Genomic DNA, 25,133 nt, shown 5'->3' with positions numbered 1-25,133 from the left:
CGGTTTTTGGCCTTCGAAACTTCGCAGGTTTATTTTGGCTACTTCACAACCTGAACCCATTTCCCGGCTTGGGTAGCAGAAATATCGTTGTTGTACATTGCTTCACATTGAACCGCCGATAGATAATATTTGCCAACGTAAGATGCATTAAGCAATACCTTATAAACCAGGCTTTCATTCTCCCTTATGTTAAAGTAAGTGAAAACCCTGTCATCTCTAATATCCTGATAAGTAAATGGAGATGATGCCAGGATGCTTTGATTATCATTTACACGGGTATTTATAATTTCCCAACCCGATGGAAAGATTTGAGTTAAAGCCATTTGCTCATAATAGCCCATTCTACCTGGATTTTTAACCGAAACCTCTGCGTAGAAATCTGTCCCTTGTTTTATTGTGGTCGGATCTAATACAGTTCCGTTTAAACGTTTGTAAGTAACGTTCATATCCAAAACATCTGGTTTGTTAGGCAGAAAATTGTTCTGTCCGGCTACGGGCTGTCCTTCCAGAACCAACCGAACAAAAAGCACATTATTTCCGTTATTGGTAACCGATGCGGTATTGCCTTTAAAGTTAATAGATGTACTGTTCAAATACTGAGTGGAGTTAACAGGCGCAGACTTTCCATCTAAACTATATTGATATTGCAATTTATTTGATGACTGGTTCGCTCCACAGAATTTAGCAATTGCTAAAAGACTGTATGCTGTGGTTTGTGTACTGTACCAGGTGTTTTCGCCGAGTTTGGCCGCTAAAGGTTGGAGCAAACCAGCGGCTTTTGCTTTTTGACCAAGCAATGTGAGCGTTTCTAAAATCATCGCCTCATCACGAACATCCGAGCCATAAGTGCCCCCCAGCTGTTTGTACGGTTGGATGGATGTGTCTAATCCACTAATCATGTTCAGCGCAACATTACTTTGGCCGGCTAACTTGTAAGCAGCAGCAAGGCGCCATTTTGCAGCAACGGATAAATATTCAAAAGCTTTTAAACGGTTCATTGCCGCCATTTCTGGTTTCTTTGCGAGGGCGAGCATATATAGACGGTAAGCCTGAGATAGATCTCCGCCATAAAAATTATTGCTGTTTGGAGCCCAGTTTGTGGCCTTTGTTTTCTGGTAACGTAACAATTCATCAATCAACCCAACTGGCAAGGTATAACCTGCGTTTTGCGCCTCAACTAAGAAATGGCCCGCATAGTTAGTTCCCCACTCATCAGAATTCGCTTCGCCAGGCCAGTAAGATAAACCTCCATCAGTAGTTTGGAAACCCTTTAACCTATTAATGCCGGCTTTAATGTTCGCTTCTGTTTTGGCTTTTTGCTGTTCATTTAACGGGCTCAATCTATCTAAATAAAGTTGAGGAAATATCCCTGAAGTGGTTTGCTCAATACATCCATGAGGATATTGAATCAAATAACCTAATCGTTTACCCAAATTAATTGCCGGTATTGACGACACTTCCAATGACCCGGAATTTGTTCCTGTCATCCCGATAGGTTGATAATTTACCGCCCATTTAGTATGAGGTTGAACAGTCGCCGAAACCACATTGGTTATGTAAGGGTTCGGATTTCTGATGTCCATTTCAACATCGTAAACGGTTTTCTCTGCGCCACTTTGGGCAATCACTTTTACTTTGGCAATGCCAACGGTATTTGGCGCTTTAACTTCAAAGTAGGCCATTTGCTCGCCCGTTTTTTGATAATACAGCTGCTGTTTGTTTGTTCCTTGTACAATTAAATTACTAGCCTGCAGTTGAACAGAAACATTTTTCAAATTGTTTTCGGTAGCAAAAACGGTAACTGGCAGGGTAAAACTCTCACCCGGACCAATAACCCGTGGCAATGTGGCCAACACCATTAAAGGTTTTTTTACCTGAACTGATTTTTCTGCAAAACCGTAAGCAGCATCCTGGCCTGCAACAACCATAGCCCTAACGGCGCCAATATATTGTGGTAGCTTAAATTTATGCGTTTTGCTTTCGCCCTTTCCAATTGTGTATGGCCCCATAAATTTAACAACGGCTTGAAATCGATTTGCCTTTGCGGGATTCAAATTTTTATTGATGCTGCCGTCGCCACCAATGCTTAAAATGCGTTCGAGATTTCCGCCCCAGGCGCCTAGAACGTAATCAAATAAATCCCAGGTTTTTACGCCTAAACCTTCACGTGCATAGAAAGCGCTATGTGGGTCTGGGGTTTTGAAGCGTGTCAAATCCAGTAGGCCCTCATCAACCAATGCAATGGTGTAAGTCATAGCTTTACCGTTTTGCTCGCCAACGGTGATGGTATTTTCCGTTTCTGGTTTGATTTTGTCCAACATCTTAATTGTTGGTTTTAAAATCGTCTGAGGGTCTTCAACGGAGAGCGGGATTGCACCGTACATCCTTATTGGCAAATCGTTTACGGTTTGCGCATGTGGCTGTAGAAGCGTAATATTTGCGAAAACATTTGGGGCCATTTCCTTTTCGGCCTTAAACTTATATTGCGTTTGTCCGGCTTTGGTATCAATCCAAAACGTTTTTAAAACCCGACTTCCATTCTCAACAGAAATTAAAGCCCTGCCATTTTTCGCAGTTGGAATGGTTAAAGTGATGTCTTCACCGACGGTAAATTTCTCTTTATTAGCAGTAAAAGATAGCATAGATGCCTCGGTCGGATTAGCAGCCTGTTCTCGCTGGGCCCAACCTGGCCAATCTACATAAACGGATTTTCCGGTAACATGGCCGCCATTTTCATCGCGAACAAGTATCAGATAACGGCCCCATTCCGGTTCGTCTATACGTAAATTCCAATTCCCTTTTCCGTTAACTAGTTTTACCTGGTGCGTTTCTACTAACTTGTTGTACTGGTTTTGCGTAAAGTTTGCATAGGTATACTCACTGTCTTGTTCCCACCACCAACGCCATTGTGTTTTGTACAATTCTACTTGTACAGTCTTAGTTCCAGCAAGCAACTTACCGTCGGTGTTAACATTTACAATTTCAATTTTATGATCTTTTCCGGTAACTAACATACCGCTCAATTTATCGCCTTTTTCAGGTCGGATACCCAGATAGCTTTTATAAACGTGATAAGGAATACTGAAATTATCTATGCTGAAATTTCCACCCGGCTCGAAAACTTTCGTGGTGAAGTTGGCTCTCAAAACGCCCGGAGCAGTATTGTTCTCGTTCAAGTTTGTATTAATTTGTGCCATTCCAGCAGCATTTAAAGCGCCTTCAAAAATGGTTTTAACCTGCGACTCAAAGTTCACAGTCGGGTTATCAAAACTAAATCCCTCGAAACCTTTAAACTTTGTTTCGGTAGTGTTTAAGTTAACATCAACTTTTGCTTTTAAGTTCTGCGCCGGCGAGCCAAACAGCCACTTGGCGGTTAGTGTGGCAGCAGATGTACCCGTACTTAAATAAGTTCTGTTGCCTACGTTGAAATCGATTTTTAAACGGTTTGGCATTACCGTTTCAATTTTCAGGGTTTTAGTAAATGTTGCGCCACCTGCTTTTACTTTTGCCAGCCAGTTTCCGGTTGGTGCAGTGCTTTCAGTTGCCGTTTTGAAAGTGTAAAATCCATTTAATGGTTTGCCATTAATCAGTCGCTTGTACAACTGCCCTTTAGGGTTGTAAAACTCCATGGTTACCGGGTAGTTTGCCGGTAATTTTTTCAGTTTATCTTCTAATACAAACGATACAAATAAACTATCGCCCGGGCGCCAAACGCCGCGTTCGCCATAAATAAACCCCTTTAATCCGCTTTGAACCACGTCTCCTCCAACATCGAAACGACTTAAAGGAAGTGAACTGCCATCATCGAGTTTTAAATAGCCACGTTCGGACCCATTCTTTGCAATTAGCAGAAATGGCTGACGCTTTAAATCGAATCTGGCAAATCCATCACCATCGGTTTTTGTAGTGAAAATAATTTGCTTCTGAAAATCCATTAACTCCAGGTTGACACCACTTAAAGGCTCTGCGGTGCGTAAATCTGTAGCGATGATAAGCATGCTGTTGTCGTTACCGCGTTTTGCAACCAGGCCAATATTTGATGCTATCAGGTTTCTGCTTGCCCACTTTTCATTTGTGTAGAACGATGGCGTGCAGGGGTTTCCTTTATCATTCCATTGGTAATTTTTTGGATAATAATTATTGTATCGTTGCCAGAAATCATCGTCTTCGTCAATCTTTTCTCCATAATTATCGTATTCGCCATACTCGTCTTCGCCTTCGCCATCGCTAACCTGCGCTTCTTCAGTAGCTTTACAGTTATAGGCGTTATATTCCTGCCTGAAAGCGATCGTAACCCGATACATGGCGCCCGGTTCTGTGCGAATCATTTTATCTAAGTCGAGTGTGAATCGGTTTTTTTTGTGGAGGTTTAGTGACTTATCTTCATCTAAACGAACCGTTTTCTGGAGGATAGGTTTCGCAACCCTGCGTAACTCATTGCCATCTTTATAACTATTGGTTTGAAAAAACTGCGGAATATTATTTTCATAAATTTTAATAACGGTAACATCTACAGCTTTTAAATTTATAGCCTCGAAAGGTAAAACAAGCTTGCCGGAATTTGGCAAAATTGTTCCGCCACCTGCTATGGTTACTGATGGAATTTTATCTTCAAAAACGAGGCTTGCCGTTTTTCCGCCTGTTAGCGCTTTACCATTAATATTTTCTACTCCATTATTTACACTCAGGGTGTAACTGCCTTTTAAATCTTCAGCAGCATAAACCTTAACCTGACTGGCATCTATCGTATAGCGCAGGTTACTTAAATTTCCGAGCGTAATCATTCCTGTTAAATCCTGCGCAACGTTTATTGGTTCAGAAAACTGTACGAGTGCATAATCTTCTTGACCCTGAATGGCTTTCATATCCAAAATTTCGAACTTATTAAGGGCCGGAATTCGGATTTCTTCTTCACCTTTCTGCTCGGCATCAATAGCGTCCCCGTCCCAATTAATTTTTAAAGTTTGGTCTTCACTTTTCTTTTTAATGCTATCGATAGTAAACCTGGAGCTGTTTTTAGCAGGATCATGCTGCCATTTAATTTTCAGTTTCTGGTCAAAATCAAGCTCAATTATTTTTTCGATTCTGGCTGTTTCTTCAATGTCGGCGGTTGCTACTTCTCCAATCAGTTTCATGTAATCCAACGAGGTATTGTTTTGAGAAATCAGGCCGTTTTGCGAAACCATTACACCCGGCGTAATTACTTTAAATTCGAAATCGAAATCTTCCAAACCTTTCTCCGTTGCCGAAACCTCGGCCAGCTTAAAGGTTGCCTCGTATTCTTTTCCGGGTTTCATGTTTTCATCCGGGCGAAATTCTACTGTTTGCGGGTCAATCCAATAGGTTTTTCCAGAAATTGATGGAGAGAAATCAAATAAATCCCTCGAATCTGCTTTGCCTAAGTCCTGCATTCCACTAGCTGCATTGGCTAAATGTATGCGGATAAAACTCTTTTTTGAGATGGTTCCAGAGGTATAAGCCTCTATGTATTTTGCATAAGCCTGGTTGTCTTCATTCGTTTTTTTCTTTCGATTAAAGTAAATAAATACGATTGCTCCTATTGAAAGCACCAGCAGGCCTATAAAAATAAATTTCTTTTTGGATGATGATTGGTAGGTAGAAGGTTGTTCCATTTTGAAATCATAATTAGATGTGTTTGAAAATTAACTAAAATTTCAGTTAAAACTAATTATGTTGAAAATTATAGAGATGTGAAGATTTAGTTCTTTCCCATTTCAGGAAATAAGCAATTTTAATTTTTTTTTAATATTGGGTGTAAAATTTCTATTTGCGCATTTGAATGGATTTGGATAAGTTTACAGCATCATCCATTCTAACTATATATGATTAAGAAACTACTGCTTTTTTCGACCCTGATTTTGCTTACCAACTTTGCTTTTGCGCAGAAAGCTGAAGTGGAGGCTGCCGTAAATAAGCTTGCCAAACTGATGGTAACTCCCGATAGTGTGGCTCTGGATAGGCTTATTTTAGAAAATTTGAGTTATGGCCATTCAAGCGGGAAGATTCAAACCAAGCAACAATTTATGCATTCGTTGTTGTCTGGCGAATCAGATTTTGTTGATGTGAATTTAACAGAACAAAGCGTAATTGTACAACACAAAACGGCATTGGTTCGTCATACATTAACGGCTAAAACCAACGATAAAAATGTTCCGGGCAACGTAAAATTATACATTCTGCTAATCTGGAGTAGGGAAAATGGGGGATGGAAATTACTCGGCAGGCAGGCGGTTAAGGTGCCTTAATCGAATTAAAAACTTCGTGTATCAGGTGCTAAATCTAAATAAATCAGCACGTTAATGCATTTGGATAATTGCTTGCAAACTTTCACTTAATCATAACGCCAGGCCTGTTTACCAATGGGATTTTAATTAGATTGGAATCAACTATGCTTTCTGGCAGGAAAATAAATTTCTTATCGTAAATTGTAGAACCGATATAATAACTTAACCAATACTCGTTTGTTAGGCCAAAAACTTCCGGGTCTATTGCCTCAACACCTTTAAAGTCATTTGCGTCCATATCTCCGATGAAATGCCTTAAAACAGATGTTTTAACCTGCTTCCCGTCTTTCTCTCCGTAACCTTTTGAACTGATAAGCACATTTGAAATCGGCTCGTTTTTTAAGTTCACCAGATAAACGGTCCAGTTTTTTACCTCTGGAGTTTCGCTCATCAGCACAACAGCCATCGCGATATCTTCTACTGAATTTTCTGGTAAATCTGCTTTCAATTTTTAATGATTAAATGGGTAATTGCTTATTGAGGGATTACAAAAATCACTGATTGCTCAAAATCGATTGAAAAATCATTGAAATCTTTCGCTCTTTTTTATTTTTTCTTTGCCACAGCCTTTTTAGCCGGAGCCTTCTTTTTCGCTGGTGCTTTCTTCTTAGTTTCAAAAGCGTTAGGAACCTGTTCTACAATCATCTTCTTAATTACATCAAGATCAACCTCTGCCAGTTCTTCAACTGTATATTTTTGTTTTGTAGCCGCGTTATTTCTAAGCTTAAGCATCAATTTTCCAAAACGGATAAAAGGTCCCCAACGGCCGTTTTCGATGGAAATTTTCTCTGCATCCCAGGTTTTTATGTATCGGTTCGCCTCTTTTTCTACTTTTTTGCCTATCAAGGTTTCAATATCGGCCTGCGTTAAATTATCGAAATCATAACCTTTAGCCGGAATATTTATGAACAAGTCGTTCCATTTAATAAAGGGGCCAAAACGGCCTTTGCCCTTAGTAACACCTAAACCTTCATAATAGGCGATAGGCGCATCAGCGTCCATTTTCTCCTGTATAATCTGAACTGCCCTTTCATAGGTAACAGAAAGTGGCTCTTCGTTTTTAGGCAGGGAAATAAAAGCTTCACCCCATTTTACATAGGGCCCAAAACGGCCAACACCAATCATTACTTCTTTGCCTTCAAAATCTGGCAATTGCATCGGAAGTTTGAATAACTCTAAAGCCTCACCTAACGTAATGGTCGCCACAGATTGGCTGCGCATTAAGCTGGCGTAACGTGGTTTTTCTTCTTCATCAAGTTCGCCAATTTGCACCAGTGGTCCAAATTTCCCGACCTTGGTATACACGTTTTTGCCTGTTGCGGGGTCTAAACCGAGTAGGCGTTCGCCGGTTGCACGCTCGGCTGTTTCCAAAGTAGTTTCTACTTCTGAATGGAAAGGACTATAAAAAGAGTGCAACATTTTCGTCCATTCCTGTAAGCCCTGGGCAATCTCATCAAATTCTTTTTCGACTTTTGCAGTGAAGTTGAAATCCACAATTCCTTTGAAATGTTCAACCAGAAAATCGTTTACAACTTCACCAATATCCGTAGGAAAGAGTTTTTGCTTTTCAGCGCCCGTTATTTCAGTCCTGGAATCTTTAGAAACCTTTCCATCAGCCAGAATTATAGCTGTAAACTTACGCTGTTTACCATCCCTGTCTTCTTTTACAACATAACCACGATTTTGAACCGTCGAAATTGTCGGTGCATACGTAGATGGACGGCCAATGCCAAGTTCCTCTAATTTCTTAACTAAACTTGCTTCTGTATATCTTGCCGGCGGACGTGAATAACGTTCTGTTGCCTGCATTTCCTTTAAAAATAATTCCTGACCTTTCGCTAAAGGAGGCAGAATCGAACCACCTTCTTTTTCTTCACCTTCCTCTTCATCTGTAGATTCTAAATAAACTTTAAGGAAACCGTCGAATTTTAGCACTTCACCTTCTGCAACCAAATGTTCTTTACGGGTTGATGCGGTGATCTGAGCGGTTGTTTTTTCAAACAAAGCTTCGCTCATTTGCGAGGCGATTGCTCTTTTCCAGATTAAATCATATAAACGCTTTTCCGAAATATCACCGTCAACAGTATGTCTGTCGAAATAAGTAGGGCGGATGGCCTCGTGAGCCTCCTGAGCACCAGCAGACTTAGTTCTGTACACCCGCTGTTGATGGTATTTATCGCCGTATGCTGATTTGATTTCAGCGGCAGCTGCGTTTAAAGCAGTTTCCGATAGGTTTAAGGAATCTGTTCTCATGTACGTAATTTTACCAGCCTCGTACAAGCGTTGGGCAACCTGCATGGTTCGCGCCACCGGGAACCCTAATTTTCTAGAAGCTTCCTGTTGTAGCGTTGAAGTGGTAAAGGGTGCGGCCGGATTCCGTTTGGCTGGTTTTGTTTCTAAACTGCTGATGTTAAATTGTGCGGTAGCACAATCTTGTAAGAATTTTTCCGCATCTGCTTCGCTTTCAAAGCGTTGGGGTAATTCTGCTTTTACAATTTCTTTCCCTTTACCGGTTAAGAATTGTGTAGTTATTTTAAAGGCTGCTGCTGCGTTAAAGTTTTGAACTTCTCTTTCTCTGTCAACAATTAACCTTACTGCTACCGATTGCACACGGCCTGCAGAAAGAGATGGTTTAACTTTCTTCCATAAAACAGGCGAAAGTTCGAAACCTACTAATCTGTCTAAAACACGACGGGCTTGCTGAGCATTAACTAAGTTGTAGTCAATTGCCCTCGGACTATCAATGGCTTTTAAAATTGCTGGTTTGGTAATCTCATGAAAAACAATACGTTTGGTTTTTTCCACTTTCAAACCCAAGGTTTCGAACAAGTGCCATGAAATGGCTTCACCTTCGCGGTCTTCATCGGATGCAAGCCATACCATTTCGGCATCCTTAGCAAGTTTTTTTAATTCAGCTACAAGTGCCTTCTTGTCTGCCGGAACCTCGTATTTCTGGGCAAAATCGTTTGCAATATCAATCGCCATATCGCCCTTAGCTAAATCCCGGATATGGCCATAGCTAGATTTAACGAGGAAATCTTTGCCTAGATAGCCTTCTATGGTTTTAGCTTTTGCGGGTGACTCGACGATTAATAAGTTTTTGGCCATGAAATACGATTTTGTGCAAATAAAGCTATAATTAAAGGATAAATCCAAACTTGAGCATTATTTAATACAAATTTTGTTTTGAGATTAATCCATAATTGAATTCGTTTTCTGATAAAATTACCATAAAAATCTACGCTTTTTTTGTTACGATTTTGGAAAGCAATTCCTGTGTTTTTAATTCGGTTCCGTCCCGCCCTCTGTTTCAAATCCTCAACCTCGTACCTCGGCCTGCGGGTTTTCCACACAGTCGGGTTTAGGTGGCGCAGATAGAATTGCTATTAATGGTTTATGGCGATTGTGCTAAGCAAGCCGTCAAGAAAAGCACAAAACTTCCTTTTTAAACCAGACAGCAGCGAAAATCCTTTTTTATTGCACCACCGTAAAAGATGTCCTAGACCTTTCTTCCAATAACACGATCAGATAAAAACTGGCAGCGATTAAAAAAGATTGTAGCGTATGGCGGGGCTGCATTTTCGTGAATAGATTATTGCCTGCCTTTACAAATACTTAAAAGATTGTATTATTTACAACATCATTACCGATGTGAAAACTATTTGTACCTATATTCGTATATATAAATAAAACAGCAATGATAAATACTATCCTCATTCTATTAAACTTTTTGGTGCCTAATCCACCAAAGAACGTTTACGACTTCAGCTTCAAAACAATCGATGGCAAAGAAGTTAAATTATCTAAATTTAAAGGCAAAAAAATCCTGATCGTGAACACGGCTTCCAAATGTGGTTATACACCTCAGTATGAAGATTTAGAAAAACTTCACAAACAGTACGGTAAAAAGGTGGTTGTAATTGGTTTCCCTGAAGGAAATTTTGGCGGGCAGGAGTTTTCGACCAATACTGAAATTAAAGAATTCTGTACAGGAAAGTACAATGTGTCTTTCACGCTGGCAGAGAAAAGCAGTGTTAAAGGCGATGATATTAGTCCGTTGTTTAAATATTTAACAACGCAAACTAATGCAGAGGAGCAAGGCGATATTAAATGGAATTTCGAGAAGTTTTTAATTAATGAAAAAGGGGAGCTGGTTCACCGTTTCCGCTCGAAAACAAAACCTTTGGATGAGGCGATTGTAAAAAATCTCTAATCATTATGTAGTTGAGTTGTTAATAGCTTTTTCACTCCAAGCAGACAGAAATCAAAAAGGGTAAAAGCGGTCATTCCGTTTTTACCCTTTTTGTTTTTTATGCCCTGCGATTGCAATTTAGCTCAAGCTTCAATTGCAGGGTTTTCCTTACAGTTAATCTAGTTCTTTTCGAGCACCGATTTCCATAAAACGGCGCTTAAAACGGCGCCAACAACCGGAGCAGCAATAAACATCCAAACCTGTTTTATGGCCTCACCTCCGGCAAAAACTGCAGGGCCAATGCTACGGGCCGGATTAACAGAAACACCTGTAATTTTGATGCCAACGATATGAATCAGCACTAATGAAAGCCCGATAGCCAGACCTGCAAAACCACCATTGATGTTTTTTGTGGATGTTGCACCAAAAATCACCAGTAAAAAAATAAAGGTGAATGCTGCTTCGGCAACAAACGCCGCAGTAGAATTATATTCGGCCAAATACCCTGTTCCCCAGCCGTTCGAGCCTAAAGCCCATTCTTTCATTTCGAAATTTGCCTGATTGCTTACAATTAAATAAAGTAACGCGGCACCGGCAATGGCGCCCAAAATTTGTGCAATAATGTAATAAGCAGCTTCGGCGGCTTTCATTCTTCCTGCTACAACCATACCAATTGAAATTGCCGGATTAATATGGCAGCCCGAAATATGCCCTATCGCGTAAGCCATTGCAACAACTGATAAACCAAATGCAAAAGAGATTCCCAACAAACCTACGCCTGTTGTGCCATCGGCACCTGCAATGACTGCGCTGCCACAACCCATTAAAACCAATACTAATGTGCCAAGAAATTCGGCGGTAAACTTTGAGAATTTTGATGTTTCCATATAATTATTGTTAAAATTTTTAAACCAAAAATTATAGGGACGATGATGATTCAAAGTAAAGAAAAAAATCTTACTTGGTATAGCTTTTGGGAATAAATAAGAAATGGAATAGTGATTTTAATTAGAAAAGACTAAAAAAAAATCCCGGCAGGATGTGCTGCCGGGATTGAGTTTATATTATTTTTAGTGAAACTAAACCAGAAAACCACCGCCGAGAAGGTCATTGCCCTCATAAAAGACAGCCGATTGTCCGGGAGCAATTGCTGATACGTTATGATCAAACACCACCCGCATTCTATCTTTTTCCTGCACAATTGTGCTTAGCATTCCGGCATCTTTATAGCGAATCTTTGTAATCACATCATTCATTGGCTCTTCGATACCAGCATATTTTACCAGGTTTATATTGCGTACCATTGCTTCTTTACGCTCAAGTTCATCAGCACGGCCAAGTACAACTGTATTGCTTTCCGGCAAAATTTGAGTAACAAACATAGGCTCGCCAAAGGCTATTCCTAATCCTTTACGCTGCCCAATGGTGTAAAATGGATAGCCTTTATGCTGGCCAACCACCATTCCGTTACTTAAAATAAAATTGCCACCTGCAACACGCTCTTCTAAATCTTCTACCTTGTGCTTTAAAAAAGCACGGTAATCGTTGTCTGGAACAAAGCAAATTTCATAACTTTCAGATTTTTTTGCCAATTCTTCCTGACCCATATCCAAAGCCATTTGCCTGATTTCGGATTTTGCAAAACTACCCAAAGGGAATTTTGTTCGCGAAAGATTTTCTTGAGAAACGCCCCAAAGCACATAGGATTGATCTTTGTTTTCGTCTTTACCCTTAGAGATTACGTAGCGCCCGCTATCTTGCTGGCGAATATTTGCATAATGGCCTGTTGCAATAAATTCACAATCTAATTTGTTGGCCCGTTTAAGCAGCGCTTCCCATTTAATGTGCGTATTACAAAGAACACAAGGGTTCGGCGTTCTGCCTGCCAGGTATTCATCAACAAAGTTGTCGATAACGTAGTCGCCAAATTCGTCGCGTATATCCAAAATATAGTGTGGAAAGCCATAGTTAACGGCAAGCGTACGGGCATCGTTTATACTATCAAGTGAGCAGCAACCAGTTTCCTTACTACTGCCGCCAGCTGATGCATAATCCCAGGTCTTCATGGTTAAGCCGATAACCTCATAACCCTGTTCGTGCAACATTACAGCTGCTACCGAACTATCAACCCCGCCACTCATGGCTACCAGAATTCTACCGTGTTTGCTCATTTTAAAACTATTGGGCGCAAAAATAAGGTTTATTTACTTCTTTTTCTCCAATGCCCGTCAGTTACTTGTAAAAAGCCGATTGTATTTTTTGTGTTGGTTAAACGATTTAGATTTACATCCATAGAAGATTTGCCATAAAATTGATACCTTCGAAAATCTAAAAATTAAGTTAAATTTTAAATTGATATGATTAAAAAATTTATCCTGCCTTGCCTTTTGCTATCTGCAGTTGCAGTGTCGGCACAGCAAAATTTAGTGCAGTTTGTAAAACCAATTATAGGTACATCAAAAATGGGGCATACCTATCCGGGTGCAACGGTTCCTTTTGGTGCGGTGCAGTTGAGTCCGGAAACTGATACACTATCTTATGAGGTTAATGGCAAATATAATGGTGATGTTTACAAATATTGTGCGGGTTATAAGTATGAAGATAAAACGATGACCGGTTTTAGTCACACACATTTTAGCGGCACCGGTCACTCAGATCTGGGCGACTTTCTAATCATGCCAACGCAAGGGAAATTGCAGATGAACCCGGGAACGGCAAATGATCCAAAATCGGGTTACCGCTCGGCCTACTCACATGCCAATGAAACTGCAGAGGCTGGTTATTACAAAGTAAAATTAGATGACGATAACATTACGGCAGAGCTGACCGCAACAACGCGGGTGGGAATGCATCAATACACATTTCCAAAATCAGATCAATCGCACATCATTTTGGATTTGATGGCCGGAATTTATAATTATGAAGAAAAAACCGTGTGGACTTACGTTCGCGTTGTTAACGATACCTTGGTAACCGGCTACCGCCAAACAAATGGTTGGGCAAGAACAAGGACAGTTTATTTCGCCATGAGTTTTTCGAAACCTTTTAAAAGCTACGGTCGCAAAAGCTATGATCCTAAACAGGCTTACCGGGGTTTCTGGGGAAAATTTAATCAGGACAAAAACTTCCCTGAAATTGCCGGAAAAAAGTTAAAAATGTATTTTGATTTTGATACAAAGGAGGGTGAAAAAGTAAAAATAAAATTTGCCTTATCGCCTGTTAGTCAGGAAAATGCTTTGCAAAATATGCGGGCAGAAATTTCGGGATGGGATTTTGATAAAGTCAAAACACAGGCGCAATCAAACTGGAACAAAGAATTGAATAAAATTCAGGTTAGTACATCAAACACCAATAAAATAAATTTTTACACGGCACTTTACCATGCTTTTATCAATCCTACAACTTATACAGATGTAAATGGGGAGTATAAAGGTTTAGATCAAGGCGTTCACAAAGCAGATGGTTTTACCAACTATACTACTTTTTCCCTTTGGGATACCTACCGGGCCTTGCATCCGTTTTTTAACATTATGCAGCCTGGCAGAAGTAATGATATGGTTAAATCCATGATGGCGCATTACGATCAAAGCAGTTTACACATGTTGCCAATCTGGTCGCATTACGCAAACGACAACTGGTGTATGAGTGGATACCACAGTGTTTCTGTAATCGCTGATGCGATTATAAAGGGAACATACAATGGCAACCCTAATAAAGCTTTAGATGCCTGTGTTGCTACCGCAAAACATCGTGATTATGAAGGCATAGGCTATTACATGGATATGGGTTATATCCCTGCAGAAAAAAGCGGCGTTTCTGTTTCAAACACCCTGGAATATGCATACGATGACTGGGCGATTGCGCAACTGGCAAAAAAATTAAACAGAACCGAGGTTTACAACGAGTTTATTAAACGCTCGCAAAACTGGAAGAATAATTACGACACGAAATCAGGCTTTATGCGCCCGAAACTAGCTGATGGAACATTTAAAAAAGCCTTTGATCCAAAAGATACGGAGGGACAGGGTTTTATTGAGGGAAATAGTTGGAATTACAGCTTTTTTGTGCCTCATGATCCTGCTGCAATGATAGAAGTAATGGGCGGAAAGAAGAAATTCGCTGCTCGTTTGGATTCCTTATTCAGCATGCATTTGCCGGATGAATTTTTTGCACATACTGAAGACATTACCCGCGAAGGCATTATTGGTGGCTACGTTCATGGAAATGAGCCGGCGCACCACGTAGCTTATCTTTATAACTGGACCGACGAAGTTTATAAAGGGCAGGCGCAAATCCGCCACATACTTAATATGCAATATAAACCTACAGCTGATGGCTTAGGTGGTAATGACGATTGCGGCCAAATGAGTGCATGGTACATGTTTTCATCTTTAGGCTTTTATCCGGTATCACCTGGTTCCGATGTTTATTCGTTGGGCAGTCCGTTGGTAAATAACGCGGTATTAACGCTCGAAAATGGAAAAACATTCACCGTTGAAGCTTTAAAGCAGAGCGATAAAAACGTGTATGTTGCAAAGGTTTTACTTAATGGTAAGGAAATTACCAACCATCAAATTAAACACGCTGATATTACCAATGGAGGTAAACTCACGTTTTATATGTCGGCAAAGCCTAGCAAATAAGTTAATAGGTTTATAGTTGCAAGCTGCTGCAAATACAACGGCTTACGAAATTTTGAGCCTCCCAAACCTGGGAGGCTTTTTTATTTGTAAAAACGCTGCTAAAAACGGCTTCAGTTTTACTACAGATTTTCGCCTTAATATCGTGGTTAATTTTTACTTTAGATTAGATGAAAATCCTGATAGTTGAAGATGAATTGCCCTTGCTTGAGAGTATTTTGAGTTACTTTTCGGAAGTTGGCAATATTTGTGAAACGGCGTCGACGTATTCTTCTGCGTATGAAAAAATAAATCTTTACGACTACGATTGTATCCTGCTGGATTTAGGTTTGCCTGATGGGGAAGGATTAAACGTGCTCAAGGAACTTAAGAAATTAAAGAAAAACGATGGCGTTTTAATCATATCAGCAAGGCATTCTTTGGACGATAAGCTCGCCGGACTGGATTTAGGCGCTGATGATTACCTGGTTAAGCCTTTTCACTTATCCGAATTAAAAGCAAGGGTCAGCGCAATTGTTCGCCGCAAAAAGTTCGATGGTAGTAACGTCATAACGTTCAACGAAATCACTGTCGACCTTTCAAATATGGAAACATCTGTAAATGGAAACCTGCTCACTTTGACGAAAAAAGAATACGACTTGCTTATCTATTTTTTATCCAATAAGGGCAAGGTAGTAACCAAAAGTGCAATCGCCGAACACCTCTGGGGTGATGATATTGATATTTCAGACGATTTCGATTTCATATACACACACATCAAAAATCTCCGCAAAAAGTTTATCGAGGCTGGCGCCAATGATTATCTGCAGTCGGTTTATGGAATTGGATATAAATTTGCAACTGTATGAAATTAGCAGACAGATACAACCGGGTTAACATCATCACAGCGATTATTATTCTTTTAATTACCGGCGTTATTTATTATGTGGTTATCCATTTCATTTTTACGGAGAAACTGGATAGAGACCTTGCAGTTGAAGAAAATGAGATAAAACAGTATGTGTCTACTTATCGCAAACTGCCACTGCCGGCAAGTTTTCTTGATCAGCAGGTTCAATATAAACAATTGGATAAAAATGCAAATGGAAGCAGATTTTTCAGGAACACAACTTTTTTTAATGCAAAGGAAAATGAAGCAGAACCAGGGAGGAGTTTGGTTACCACAATTTTGCAGGGCGATAAATTATATGAGGTCACGATTACAAAATCCAGGCTAGAAGCCGACGATTTGGTTCGGATAATTTTACTGATTACGCTCGGCGTAACTTGCCTGCTGTTGGCTAGCTTAATTTTAATAAACAGGTTTTTCTTAAACCGGCTTTGGCAGCCCTTCTACTTTATTTTACAACAAATGAAAGCTTTCAATCTTATCAAAATGAGTGAGATTGAATTGAATGCAACCAAGGTAGACGAATTTCAGGAACTGAACATTGCGGCAGTTCAAATGGCTTCGAGTGTTCGGCAGGATTATAAAGAACTCAGAAGTTTTACCGATAATGCTTCGCATGAGATGATGACGCCATTGGCCGTTATTAACTCTAAACTTGATAGTTTGTTGCAAGCCGGCCCAATTAGCGAGCAGCAGGGTCTGTTATTAAATGATATCTATATCGCAATTAACCGACTTACAAAGCTGAACCAATCGCTGTTACTTTTAACGAAAATCGAAAATAAATTAATTTCAGACCTTCAACGGGTCGACATTAGTGAACTCGTTGATGAAAAATGCAGACAATTCCAGGAAATTTTTAATGAATCGAATTTAAAAGTTAACGTTGATTTACAATCTTGCGAAGTGGAAATGAGTCGTTATCTGGCAGAAATTCTACTAAATAATTTACTGGCTAACGCAATAAAATACAACCGGACAAATGGTTTCATTACCATAAACCTTCGTGCGGGCATCCTCGAAATAATTAATCCAGGAAAAGAGTTTGCACTTACAGAACAACACTTCGATAGATTTTTCAAATCTGCTGCCTCAGAAGGTATGGGGCTGGGTTTGGCAATAATCAAGCAAATTTGTGCGCTATACAATTTTAGTGTCAGCTACTCTTTTTTAGAAGGCAATCATTGTTTTACAATCGTCTTCAAAAACTGAAGTATCTACAGTTTTGCTTCATAATTGGCCATTATCTTCGAAGAAAAAGTAATGCGCAAAACCACAATAATATTTTTCTTTTCAACGCTGTTTACCACAACTTCGTTTGCTCAACAAAAACAGGATTCTACCGAATTTTTAAATCAACAGCGATTGGTAGATCAATCTGTAAAAGCGCCGGTTTTTAAGATTGCGCCGATAATTATTCCGGCCGTTCTAATCGGATATGGTTTCGCTGCAGTGCATAATAATGGCGCATTGAGGCAGTTAGATGTTAGTACAAAAGATGAATTGCAGGAAGACCATCCGTTATTTGCTGCCCATGTAGATGATTACGTGCAGTTTGCACCGGCGCTGGCAGTTTATGGATTAAATTTAGCAGGCATTAAAGGCAAACATAATCTAGCCGATGCAACATTTTTGTATGCGACCTCGGCAGCCATTATGGGCTTATCAACACACTTTGTAAAGCAGGCCGAACATCGCCTACGCCCAAATGGATCTGCTTATAATTCTTTTCCATCGGGCCATACGGCTTCTGCTTTTGCTGCTGCTGAATTTTTAAAGCAGGAGTACAAAGACGTTTCGCCATGGTATGGATATGCCGGTTACTTTGTGGCAACAGCTACTGGTACGCTCAGAATGTATAACAATAAGCATTGGTTTAGTGATGTTGTTGCAGGCGCCGGCTTTGGCATCGCATCTACCAAAATTTCTTACTTCCTTTATCCATATGTTCGTAACTTAATCTCAAAGAAGAAAAACCGAAACTTCACTTTAGCGCCATTTCATCAAAACGGTGCCAATGGGTTATTGCTTTATGGTCAATTCTGATTCCCTTATTTTGGTTTCGCGAAAGGCGAATAGCGTACCGCCAGGTTAATTACCCGGCCATCCAGGGGCGCCCACAAGGCTTTGTAAGCTGGGTTTTGAATTGTGCCTGTAAATATTTTCTCGTATCTGCTTTGGCGCTTATCAAAAATGTTTTCAGCATTTAAAACGAGGCTAAACTTCGGTCCAAACTTACGCTCAAGCATCGCGGCCATAAAAATATAATCCTGTGTTTGCGCTTCATCGTCTCTGAATTGTTTTCCATTGTAAGATGCTTCAATACCTAAGCGCCAGGCGTCTTCAATTTCATAAACTATCGTGCTTGCGGCACGGTTTTTTGGTGTTAGCGCTACAAATCGGTTATCGCTTAAATAAGTTCTTCTGGCATCCGTAAAGGTATAACCAAAATAAATTTCCCAATCGCGAAACTTCATTTGAACATAACTATCAAAACCCTGGGTAACAATTGGCTTAGTTGCAGAAAAGAAATTCAAATCACCATTGGTATCTTCAAAACCAATAAATGGATTTTTAACGCTTGTGCGAAAAAAAGCCTGATTTATGAAAATGCTGTTTTCATCCCATGCGTACTTATAATTCACTTCTAAATTACCACCCAAAGAGCGTTCGGTAGGGGCACCTTGGTTAAGTGGACTAATTTTGTTAATGTCGTAATCTTTAATTTGTGGGGCTAACGGATTTGGAGACTTATACCCGGAGCCAAAACCTCCCCGAATTCCCAGTTTCTCATTCAAGTTGTAAAACATGGCAAGCCTTGGTAGTACAAAAATATGGTAATTGCTATGATCTACCCTTAAACCTGCTTCAACTTTGGTGTTTGAAAAAATTGCCCAGCTATCTTGTACAAATAAACCCTGAACATCATTTTTAACCTGCCCAACTTTAACGGGTGTTGCCGATGACGGCCTGAAGTTGTCGCCAACCAAATTTAAGCCGCCAATTATTCTGTGCTTACTCAATACAGTTATTAAAGAGGCTTCCGCATAGTAGTTTTGCTGTGTTCCGTCAAATAGATAAGAATTCGTTTCAATCTTGCGGTCGAAATTTGAGAAAGTTGCTTTAACAGAGGCGCTGAGAAGCCTGTTGAGCTTTGAATCTGCTAAAAGCGTAAAAGTATTTCGGCTAAGGTTGTTGCGCTCAACGTATTGATTAGGGCTTATTGCCTTTTCATCGATAGCAAGCATATCTCCGCCAGTACGCTTTTCGAAACTGCCGGCCCAGCCCAATGAAATGCTACTGTTTTCTGAAGGATAAAAGAACAATACAGGATGCAGTATTGTACTGCTCAGACGTGGCACATCGCTCAAGCCATCGTGATCAACATCAACTTCATGCTGAACGGTTTCACCTCCGAAAAAAGTAAAACCAGTATACAAGCCTCGCGTTGCAAAATAAAGGTTTAAATTTTTCTCCTGTAATGTAGAGGCATTCACAACAATTGACGCATCAGGTTCAAAGGCTGGTTTTTTGGAAATGAAATTAATTATCCCGCCTATTGCGCCACCTCCGTACAAGGTCGACGATGAGCCCTTAATCAGTTCGAGCTGTTTCAAATCGAGAGGCGCTATTGACAACACGCCAAAGCCACCGGAAAACCCGTCAAAAAGTGGCATTCCATCGCGAAGAATTTGAGTGTATTTGCCATCCAGCCCCTGAATTCTTACATTTGAATTGCCTGAAACCGCAGAAGACTGCTGCACCTGAACACCGCTGATATCGCCTAAAATGCTCGCCACGTTACCCGGTTTTACCATACTTTCCTCATTCATTTCTTCAAGGCCGAGGACTTCTACCTTCGTTGTTGCTTGTTCAATCCTTTCGTTATTTCTTGTGGAGGCAACAATGGTAACCTCGCTTAAAGAATCTTCCTGAACGGCTAGTATAATTTCATGAACAACTGTATCCGGGATTGAAATCGCCAGCGTCCGGGTTTGAAATCCAATGTGCTTAAATTGCAGTGTATCGTATCCCGTTTTCAAATCCCGAAATGCTGCAAAGCCGTTTTTATCTGTTTTGAGTTGCTCGGAAGGATTTGATTTGCGCAGAACGGTAACGTTTGGAACAGTCTTTTGGAAAGCATCTTTCACAACAACTTTAATGTTGTTTTGAGCAAAAGAATTTTGGTAAAGTAAAAGCAGAACAAATAGTGGCAGGCAGAATCTCATTTAAGCGGTTTTCACAAATTAAATGTGAAAATCTGTTTAAAATCTGAAGTTAGATCCAGACAAACCCCATAAACACCGAACGCCAAATCACAAATGTTAAAGATTTATTACCTATTCGCACAAACACCTCAGCCCGCTATTATTTCTCCCCGCATTGAGTGGCTTTTTTAAACATAACTAAGCCACCATTTTTTGTGATTCGATTTATAATTTTTAAACCATTTACAGGGATAATAAAGAGAAGCGACCACCAAAAGCCAGATGCAATAAACCATCCAGAGTTCATATCCAAAGTTTACTGGTCTAAAATAAAAGGGAAGTTGTGGAATCTGTTTTTTCGTATTTCCTTCGAGAAAGAACAGCAAAATCAAAATGATGTGCAGCAGATAGAAATGTAGTACGTAATAGAAAAATGGGACATTTCCGTAAACGGATAAGACCTTGCTTAATTTATTGGTCACTCTTTCCGTGATCGCCAAGAAAAGCATCGCGGCGCCCAGCGTAATACAGGTGTACTCTAATGACGGCGGATATTTACTTACATTGAAAAAAGAAAGCAGGTTTTTAAAAGCATCATGATACTCTTTTCTTGGTGCCGGGTCGCCATAAAGGCTTAGTAAACGTAACGCAACAAATGTAATTAGGGCGAGTGCGCCAAAATTTACAAGATTTCTTCGCCGTTGCAGCGGACTGTAATCCTTTAAAAACCACTTTCCGGCAGCATAACCCAGAAACATAATACCTGTCCAAGGTAGAATGGCATAAAACACACCTACAAAGTGATTATTTCCTAACGGGAGAACAGTTCCTGAAGCCGTGAAAAAAATCTTCAATAAAGTGCCAGAAACCTCATCTTTTGGTGCTGGCAAGAAGCTGAAAGCATCGTGCCCGACTACAAGCAGTATGCCGGTTATCAAGACTAATTTGTACGATATTCTGCTAAACAGCGCCAGTAAAATCATGCTGAAACCAATTCCCCAGATAACCTGTAAGATAATAAAATTATAAAACGGATTAAATGTTAAGCCAAAGGTTATAAGCACAACTTCAACAAAAACTAACCATAATCCTCTTTTCAATAAGAAAATACTAGCCGCGGCAGGCGTTTTGCGTTGTGCGGAAAGATAGGCAGACAACCCTGATAAAAAAACGAATGTTGGCGCACAAAAATGGGTAATCCAGCGGGTAAAAAATAAAATGCCTGTAGTGGTGTCAGGATTAAGTGGGTCTCCCGTCATAGCGCCGATGTGAAAAAAGTCGCGGGTATGATCTAAGGCCATAACCACCATTACTAAACCACGCAGGATATCGATAGACGCAATTCGCCTGTTTAAAAGTTTTTGCTCGGCATTCATTTTTATTTGGATGATTGTTTTCGAACCGCAGTTTTGGGGTAAAGAAATGATTTTGTTAGGCTGCAGCAAGGGGCGCAGGATTGGTTAAGTTATCCATCTTTTGCACTTCGGATCAGCAATTCTTAAACGTATTTTTAAAGATACAAAAATTAAGATTATTGCAAAGTTTATATTTTAAAACGGCCTTTCTTTTAAAGCACACATCATCAACGGGTTAGAATACTGATAACTGTAAATTATTATTATATTTAATTATTGTTTTGAATTTCAGTTAGTTGTCCCTTAAAATATGTCTAAAATATACAAAACGCCAGGCGTTTACATAGAGGAATTACATAAATTTCCACCATCAGTTGCTCGGGTAGAAACTGCAGTTCCTATATTTATTGGTCACACAGAATTTGTTAAAGATGATTTGAAAACTTCAATAACGCCTTCGCCTGTCAATGCGTTGAAAGCCCTAAGAGTTGACTCTTTTGCGGGTTTTCAGCAACATTTCGGTGGCGCCTATTCTGAAGACAAAGTATTCGACATTAAGGTTAATCAAATTACACCTCATAACCTTATGCAACAGGTAACCGTTGCTGCTAATCCAAAAAAATTTAGTGGTTTTTACATGTTTTATTCAATACAGATGTTTTATGCCAATAGCGGTGGGCCATGTTATATTTTATCGACAGGAGATTTTTCCAAAACTTTTGATGATGCAGATGGTGCGCTCGCTTGGAAGCACTTTCAAAAATCGATGAGCCAACCATGATCATTTTTACCGACAGGCATGCGGCAAGTACCGAATTTACATCGGGCTATTCGAACCTTTACAATGCAACATTGGCTTTATGTGCGGCATTGAAAGACAGGATTGCTATTTTTGACCCCTGGGTTTTCACTGGCAATCTGCAGCAAGATGCTTCAGCCATTAGAAAAGAATTTGAAAATGTAAACTTAAAATATGGTGCTGTTTATTACCCATGGCTTAGTACAACGCTAAACTACTTTGTCGATGAAGCTAAAGTAATTATATCGGATGTGGGAAAGCAGCGTTCGGGGGTGCCGAACGGCAAAACTCTGCTCGAGGTTAAGGCGCTAAATATGGAGCTTTACAATCGCATAAAAACTGAACTAACAAAAATAACCATTGATGTTCCGCCATCAGCGGCCGTTGCGGGAGTTATTGCGAGTACTGATAAAAATAGTGGTGTTTGGAAAACGCTTGCAGGCAATAAATTTTGGTGTGTCATAAAGCCTACAGTTGCCTTATTATCAGCTGAAGCCGCTTACTTAAACGTTGATTCGGCTGAAGGAAAATCCATTAACCCAATACGGGAATTTACCGGAAAAGGAACTCTCGTTTGGGGCTCCAGAACTTTGGCAGGAAACGATAATGAATCGCGTTATCTGCAAATAAGACGATTTTTCATTTTTGTTGAAGAAAGTATCCTGAAAGCTGCTCAACAGTTTGTTTTTGAACCTAACGATGCTGGTACCTGGATAAAGATAAAAGCGATGTGTGAACATTTTCTCACTGAGTTGTGGCGCCAAGGGGCAATGCAGGGCGCCAAACCCGAACAGGCTTTTTACGTTGGTGTGGGCTTAAATTCTACAATGACTTCCTTGGATGTTTTGGAAGGCAGACTTATTTTAGAAATAGGGATTGCGGCCGTTCGGCCGGCCGAATTTATAATTTCCCGGCTTCAAATTAAAATGGCTTCGTCTTAATTAAGTGCTACATGGAAAACAAAAAAAACTTCATCTTAAAAAAAACCGAAACTGAATTAAATTTTTCGGATTTGGTTTTACCAGAACGCACATTATCAGAAATTGAGACGGTAAATTCAGCCTTGAAGCAAAAATCTCAGCCTTCGCTCTTGCTTTTTTACGGACCTTCCGGTACGGGAAAAACTTTAACGGCATCGCTTCTAGCAAAGCGTAACAACAAAAATCTTTGGCGTGTAGATTTGGCATCTGTTTTATCAGCACATAAAAATGAAGTGGAAGCAAACTTGTCCAAAATTCTAAGTAAAGGGAGGGAGGCAAACGTAATTTTATTGTTTGATGAGGCGGAAGCGCTTTTTAGTAAGAGAACCAGTGTTAAAGATAGTCATGACAAATACGCAAATATAGAAACGGCCAAATTTCTTAACGAGCTAGAAGCATGCAATTGCTTTGCTATCTTTTCAACCAATTCAAAATCAACACTCGACGACTCTTTCCTGCGCCGTTTAAGGTTTAAAATAGAGTTTCCTATGCCAGACAAGCAACAACGCTTTCAATTATGGCGAAAAAACTTAAGCACCATGGTTAACGCTCATGTGCAGATAAATCTTGAAGAAATTGCAAACGATTATGAAATAACGGGCGGAGAAATACATAATATTGCAAGGAAAATCATCCTGGAAGCACCAAAGTCGGTTACAAATTCAAGATTATCAAACCTGACTAAAACAGAAATACAAAAACGGAAATAATTTTGTTTAGGAGCTATGCCATATCGAGGAACTCTTTTTTGACCCATTTATTTTCTGCGCTGATTTTGCACCAGCCATTTTCCTCGTCAATTACGAAAACTTCCTGCCCGTTTGCGAACGCAGCTACCTTTGGGAAAATATTTGCAGGTCCGCTGCGAACATTCAAAGTATCTGCATTTACGGTTGCCCGTTTCACCTCTTTTGTATAGGCAGCGTTTATCCATTGCTGCTGAGAGCCTGATATTTTATACCAGCCATTTTTTTCCTGAAACACCCGTAGCACCGAGCCTAAAATAACCGGCGCTCTGCCGCTTACTTTTTTGCTTTGCGCATTTGCATCTTCACGGATATTTAGCGTATCACTGATAACAGTAACATACTTAATAACAGTGTTTTGTGCGGCAGGATTTATTTTGCCAACAACTTTAGCTTTAACAAGGGGCAAAAAATTACTTTCGCAATCTGCAACTTTATTACCACCAAAAAAATCCGTTCCCGGGCATGTTTTGTTATTCCCCGAGCCGTTGTTCCGGGCGCCGGTGCTCAAATTAAACCAATGGTGGTAGATAATTTTATCGCTACTTACATTGATGCTGAATTTTTTGCAAAGGGCAGCTGCCATTCTAATAATTGTGTCGCGATGGGCCGGTGTCATTACGTCCTTACCCTTATCAAAATTACCCACATTTTCTATACAAATCGCATTCGAGTTAAAACCCACAATACAGGCGGGTGTACTTTCAAGGCTCCTGCCGGTCAAAATACTCCCGTCGGGGAACGTGCTGAAATGCTGACCAATATCCATCCAGCCATGTGTGCTTACATGATAAGTTTTCATGCCCTGTTGTATCTCAAATTGATTGTTCGCCTTGCACTGAACATAACTTGGGCTCCAGGTATGGTGTTCCTGAATGTAAAGAATGGTACGGGCCACCCTCAAATTTGAAATCCATGTTTCAAATTCATCGATGTCCATTTTGGTAAAACCGAATTTGGTTGTCATAAGAGGTTATTTAGTTAAAAAAACATTAGACGTTAGAAAATTGATAATAAAA

17 protein-coding genes are annotated in these 25,133 nt (G+C 40.0%); 9 read left to right on the top strand and 8 right to left on the bottom strand.

Annotation, left to right across the window (positions count from 1 at the left end):
* Positions 1–38: 38 nt before the first annotated feature.
* Positions 39–5,633 (bottom strand): alpha-2-macroglobulin, encoded by a 5,595-nt coding sequence (locus ASG14_RS17735; RefSeq protein WP_056872415.1) that lies wholly within the window; start codon positions 5,631–5,633, stop codon positions 39–41.
* A 210-nt stretch (positions 5,634–5,843) separates the two neighbouring features.
* Here ASG14_RS17735 and ASG14_RS17730 point away from each other — a divergent pair, with 210 nt between their 5' ends.
* A complete protein-coding gene (locus tag ASG14_RS17730) occupies positions 5,844–6,266 on the top strand; it encodes a nuclear transport factor 2 family protein (protein WP_056872414.1) in 423 nt (140 codons plus the stop codon).
* An 82-nt stretch (positions 6,267–6,348) separates the two neighbouring features.
* Here ASG14_RS17730 and ASG14_RS17725 read toward each other — a convergent pair whose 3' ends face one another.
* Together ASG14_RS17725 and topA are read right to left on the bottom strand one after the other, a co-directional pair.
* Positions 6,349–6,753, bottom strand: coding sequence for a hypothetical protein (locus ASG14_RS17725; RefSeq protein ID WP_056872413.1), 405 nt, complete (start codon positions 6,751–6,753; stop codon positions 6,349–6,351).
* A gap of 98 nt (positions 6,754–6,851) precedes the next feature.
* Positions 6,852–9,413, bottom strand: coding sequence for a type I DNA topoisomerase (gene topA / locus ASG14_RS17720; protein ID WP_056872412.1), 2,562 nt, complete (start codon positions 9,411–9,413; stop codon positions 6,852–6,854).
* Positions 9,414–10,002: 589 nt separating this feature from the next.
* Between topA and ASG14_RS17710 the strand changes: the two genes are divergently transcribed.
* Positions 10,003–10,518: a glutathione peroxidase gene (locus ASG14_RS17710; protein WP_056872410.1), complete on the top strand. Its 516-nt coding sequence runs from the start codon at positions 10,003–10,005 to the stop codon at positions 10,516–10,518.
* Between the two features lie 158 nt (positions 10,519–10,676).
* On the opposite strand, the gene aqpZ is transcribed toward ASG14_RS17710, so the two are convergent.
* Both aqpZ and mnmA read right to left on the bottom strand, forming a co-directional pair.
* The gene (aqpZ, locus tag ASG14_RS17705) at positions 10,677–11,384 is read right to left on the bottom strand and encodes an aquaporin Z (protein WP_056872409.1); all 708 of its coding nucleotides are present in this window, start codon (positions 11,382–11,384) and stop codon (positions 10,677–10,679) included.
* 192 nt (positions 11,385–11,576) lie between these two features.
* Positions 11,577–12,668, bottom strand: a complete 1,092-nt coding sequence (gene mnmA, locus ASG14_RS17700) for a tRNA 2-thiouridine(34) synthase MnmA (RefSeq protein ID WP_056872408.1) — start codon at positions 12,666–12,668, stop codon at positions 11,577–11,579.
* Between the two features lie 186 nt (positions 12,669–12,854).
* Here mnmA and ASG14_RS17695 point away from each other — a divergent pair, with 186 nt between their 5' ends.
* The 4 genes from ASG14_RS17695 to ASG14_RS17680 all read left to right on the top strand — a co-directional run bounded on the left by ASG14_RS17695 (position 12,855) and on the right by ASG14_RS17680 (position 18,072).
* Positions 12,855–15,140, top strand: a complete 2,286-nt coding sequence (locus ASG14_RS17695) for a GH92 family glycosyl hydrolase (protein ID WP_056872407.1) — start codon at positions 12,855–12,857, stop codon at positions 15,138–15,140.
* A 167-nt stretch (positions 15,141–15,307) separates the two neighbouring features.
* Positions 15,308–15,985: a response regulator transcription factor gene (locus ASG14_RS17690; protein ID WP_056872406.1), complete on the top strand. Its 678-nt coding sequence runs from the start codon at positions 15,308–15,310 to the stop codon at positions 15,983–15,985.
* Positions 15,982–17,238: a sensor histidine kinase KdpD gene (locus ASG14_RS17685; RefSeq protein WP_056872405.1), complete on the top strand. Its 1,257-nt coding sequence runs from the start codon at positions 15,982–15,984 to the stop codon at positions 17,236–17,238. The genes ASG14_RS17690 and ASG14_RS17685 overlap by 4 nt, the downstream gene beginning before the upstream one ends.
* Before the next feature lie 51 nt (positions 17,239–17,289).
* The gene (locus ASG14_RS17680) at positions 17,290–18,072 is read left to right on the top strand and encodes a phosphatase PAP2 family protein (protein ID WP_056872454.1); all 783 of its coding nucleotides are present in this window, start codon (positions 17,290–17,292) and stop codon (positions 18,070–18,072) included.
* Between the two features lie 5 nt (positions 18,073–18,077).
* Here the strand turns inward: ASG14_RS17680 and ASG14_RS17675 are convergent, their stop codons facing one another.
* Positions 18,078–20,255 carry a TonB-dependent receptor domain-containing protein gene (locus ASG14_RS17675; RefSeq protein ID WP_056872404.1) on the bottom strand — a complete coding sequence of 726 codons (2,178 nt, stop codon included), beginning with the start codon at positions 20,253–20,255 and terminating at the stop codon, positions 18,078–18,080.
* 167 nt (positions 20,256–20,422) lie between these two features.
* Positions 20,423–21,610, bottom strand: coding sequence for a DUF1624 domain-containing protein (locus ASG14_RS17670; RefSeq protein WP_056872403.1), 1,188 nt, complete (start codon positions 21,608–21,610; stop codon positions 20,423–20,425).
* A 289-nt stretch (positions 21,611–21,899) separates the two neighbouring features.
* On the opposite strand from ASG14_RS17670, the gene ASG14_RS20450 reads away from it, so the two are divergent.
* From ASG14_RS20450 to ASG14_RS17655, 3 genes are read left to right on the top strand one after another with little or no spacing between them, the layout of a single operon-like run.
* Complete coding sequence (locus ASG14_RS20450; RefSeq protein WP_056872402.1) at positions 21,900–22,370, top strand: hypothetical protein; 471 nt, start codon at positions 21,900–21,902, stop codon at positions 22,368–22,370.
* Positions 22,367–23,329, top strand: a complete 963-nt coding sequence (locus ASG14_RS17660; protein ID WP_200940367.1) for a phage tail sheath C-terminal domain-containing protein — start codon at positions 22,367–22,369, stop codon at positions 23,327–23,329. Before ASG14_RS20450 ends, ASG14_RS17660 begins: the two co-directional genes overlap by 4 nt.
* 11 nt (positions 23,330–23,340) lie before the next feature.
* The gene (locus ASG14_RS17655) at positions 23,341–24,078 is read left to right on the top strand and encodes an ATP-binding protein (RefSeq protein ID WP_056872400.1); all 738 of its coding nucleotides are present in this window, start codon (positions 23,341–23,343) and stop codon (positions 24,076–24,078) included.
* Positions 24,079–24,091: 13 nt separating this feature from the next.
* Here ASG14_RS17655 and ASG14_RS17650 read toward each other — a convergent pair whose 3' ends face one another.
* Positions 24,092–25,081 (bottom strand): SH3 domain-containing protein, encoded by a 990-nt coding sequence (locus ASG14_RS17650; RefSeq protein ID WP_056872399.1) that lies wholly within the window; start codon positions 25,079–25,081, stop codon positions 24,092–24,094.
* Positions 25,082–25,133: the final 52 nt, after the last annotated feature.

Source organism: Pedobacter sp. Leaf194, from assembly GCF_001423945.1.
Lineage (GTDB): Bacteria > Bacteroidota > Bacteroidia > Sphingobacteriales > Sphingobacteriaceae > Pedobacter.
The sequence above is the reverse complement of the archived record's forward strand: the minus strand, read 5'-3'. Positions and strand labels throughout refer to the sequence as shown.

Excerpts from the sequence above, each read along its gene's own strand:
- ASG14_RS17730 (WP_056872414.1), top strand. The coding sequence starts at position 5,844 with ATGATTAAGAAACTACTGCTTTTTTCGACCCTGATTTTGCTTACCAAC.
- ASG14_RS17735 (WP_056872415.1), bottom strand. The coding sequence starts at position 5,633 with ATGGAACAACCTTCTACCTACCAATCATCATCCAAAAAGAAATTTATT.
- ASG14_RS17650 (WP_056872399.1), bottom strand. The coding sequence starts at position 25,081 with ATGACAACCAAATTCGGTTTTACCAAAATGGACATCGATGAATTTGAA.
- aqpZ (WP_056872409.1), bottom strand. The coding sequence starts at position 11,384 with ATGGAAACATCAAAATTCTCAAAGTTTACCGCCGAATTTCTTGGCACA.
- ASG14_RS17670 (WP_056872403.1), bottom strand. The coding sequence starts at position 21,610 with ATGAATGCCGAGCAAAAACTTTTAAACAGGCGAATTGCGTCTATCGAT.
- ASG14_RS17695 (WP_056872407.1), top strand. The coding sequence starts at position 12,855 with ATGATTAAAAAATTTATCCTGCCTTGCCTTTTGCTATCTGCAGTTGCA.
- ASG14_RS17685 (WP_056872405.1), top strand. The coding sequence starts at position 15,982 with ATGAAATTAGCAGACAGATACAACCGGGTTAACATCATCACAGCGATT.
- ASG14_RS17690 (WP_056872406.1), top strand. The coding sequence starts at position 15,308 with ATGAAAATCCTGATAGTTGAAGATGAATTGCCCTTGCTTGAGAGTATT.
- ASG14_RS20450 (WP_056872402.1), top strand. The coding sequence starts at position 21,900 with ATGTCTAAAATATACAAAACGCCAGGCGTTTACATAGAGGAATTACAT.
- mnmA (WP_056872408.1), bottom strand. The coding sequence starts at position 12,668 with ATGAGCAAACACGGTAGAATTCTGGTAGCCATGAGTGGCGGGGTTGAT.
- ASG14_RS17675 (WP_056872404.1), bottom strand. The coding sequence starts at position 20,255 with ATGAGATTCTGCCTGCCACTATTTGTTCTGCTTTTACTTTACCAAAAT.
- ASG14_RS17655 (WP_056872400.1), top strand. The coding sequence starts at position 23,341 with ATGGAAAACAAAAAAAACTTCATCTTAAAAAAAACCGAAACTGAATTA.
- ASG14_RS17680 (WP_056872454.1), top strand. The coding sequence starts at position 17,290 with ATGCGCAAAACCACAATAATATTTTTCTTTTCAACGCTGTTTACCACA.
- ASG14_RS17710 (WP_056872410.1), top strand. The coding sequence starts at position 10,003 with ATGATAAATACTATCCTCATTCTATTAAACTTTTTGGTGCCTAATCCA.
- ASG14_RS17660 (WP_200940367.1), top strand. The coding sequence starts at position 22,367 with ATGATCATTTTTACCGACAGGCATGCGGCAAGTACCGAATTTACATCG.
- topA (WP_056872412.1), bottom strand. The coding sequence starts at position 9,413 with ATGGCCAAAAACTTATTAATCGTCGAGTCACCCGCAAAAGCTAAAACC.